Origin of the sequence: Kribbella antibiotica (assembly GCF_004349055.1) — a bacterium.
Classification (GTDB): Bacteria; Actinomycetota; Actinomycetes; order Propionibacteriales; family Kribbellaceae; genus Kribbella; species Kribbella antibiotica.
The window spans coordinates 1-1,739 of sequence record NZ_SMKX01000295.1; the positions used below are offsets into that span (position 1 = coordinate 1).

The 1,739-nt window shown below is 64.9% G+C and carries 1 protein-coding gene; it reads left to right on the plus strand.

Features of this window, described 5'->3' with window-relative positions; genetic code table 11:
* Positions 1 to 320 precede the first annotated feature (320 nt).
* Positions 321 to 1,721 (plus strand): HNH endonuclease signature motif containing protein, encoded by a 1,401-nt coding sequence (locus E1263_RS42305; protein WP_165956947.1) that lies wholly within the window; start codon positions 321 to 323, stop codon positions 1,719 to 1,721.
* Positions 1,722 to 1,739 lie beyond the last annotated feature (18 nt).

The window sequence follows — 1,739 nt, forward strand, 5'->3', positions numbered from 1 at the left end:
CGGCCCCACGGATCCATCCAAGACCTGACACCAATCCAGGCCGAGCAGACTCACTACACTCACCGAACCCGTCTCGCCGAGGCCGGTTAACACCTAACGAAGCCTCCGGACACGCCGGGGCGGCTCAGAACCCTTCGAGCACGCCTGGCGGCTGTGGGCTGTGTGGGCTGGTGTGGGCTGGTGTGGGCTGGTGTGGGCTGGTGTGGGCTGGTGTGGGCTGGTGTGGGCTGGTGTGGGCTGACAAAGTAGCCCACAGAAAACCTTGCAGATAAGGGCTTTCCGGCCAAAAAGTGTCGGCGGGCGTGGCTATGCTTTTGGGTATGGAGATGTTGACGATGCCCCCAGTGTGGTCCTTGAGTGTCGCCGAATTGGTGACCTCGCTGGACACTGCGCACGCTGTCAAAGCAGCACTCGACACCTTCATCCTGCAAGCTGGCGGGCGGCTCGACGAGATGGGTGCTGCGGCCGAGCTCGGTGCTCGTGACACTGTCGATTTCTTGTCCGAGCGGTACCGGGAGGCCCCTGCGGAGGTTCGTAAGGCTCTCGCGTTCATGGCTGCTTTGCGTAAGTACCCGCTCGTGGCCGAGGCGTTGCCGGATCCGACAGACCCGGCCCGGCCGTGGACGGTGCGGCCGGCGCAGGGAATGGTGATCGTCGAGACGCTGGAGAAGGTTCCCTCGACTGTTCCGGTCGAGACACTCGAGTTCACCGAAAACCAGATGGTCGGCGTCGCCAAGGACCAGGACCCTCGTCGGCTCGCCAAGTTCGGCAACGATGTCCTCGCACGCCTCGACACCGACGGCGCGGAACCTTCCGAAGAAGAGGCGCAGGCGAAAAGGTCGCTGCGGCTGCGTGAGGTCGCCGGCGGGGTGAAGTTCAACGGGTTCCTGCCCGGCGCGATGGGCGTCCAGTTCAAGACCCAGATCCACACCCTTGCCAAGCCGCACAAGACGATCGATGGTGAGCGTGACCCGCGGTCGCTGGACGAGCGTCAGGCCGATGCCGTGGGTGTGATCCTGCATGCTGCCGCGGGCAACACGGACTTTCCGGGTGTGCCGCATGTGACGGTCACGATTGATTTCGAGGACTTGAAGAACGCGACCGGTGGTGCGGTGGGTGAGTTGGTGTTCGGCGACAACTTGTCAGCCGCCGCGGTACGGCTGCTGGCCTGTGACGCCGCGATCCTCCCGATCGTCTTGGGTGGCGATTCGCAACCCCTGGACGTCGGGACTGAGCAACGCTTCGTGAACAGGTACATTCGGCGCGCGTTGGACAAGCGCGACAAGGGCTGCGTGGTGTGTAAAGCACCGCCGTGGATGTGCCATGCGCACCACGTCGTTCATTGGGCGAATGGTGGTCCGACCAGCATGCAGAACCTGGTGTTGCTGTGTGCGTCGCATCACCGGGCTGTTCACGCGGATCAGTGGGCGGTGTCGATCACCGGCGGCATCGTGAACGTGACCCGGCCGAGCTGGGCGGATCCATTGCCTGTGACGGATCCGGCTGTGCTGGCCGCTGCTCGCAGCTGGGCCAACCCCACCCACAGCGACACCAGCAGCACTCCGATGCACGGACAACCAGACGGGCGCCCCGCCGCCAGCGCCATGACCAACCCGCAACTGGCAGCCAAACGCGAGGCCTTCCGCGCCCGACTACTCGCGCACGTGCCCAACTACACCGATCCCTGGGCAACCAACGCCAACCCAACCTCCGGGCCGTAAGCCCCGCGCGCCCCACCC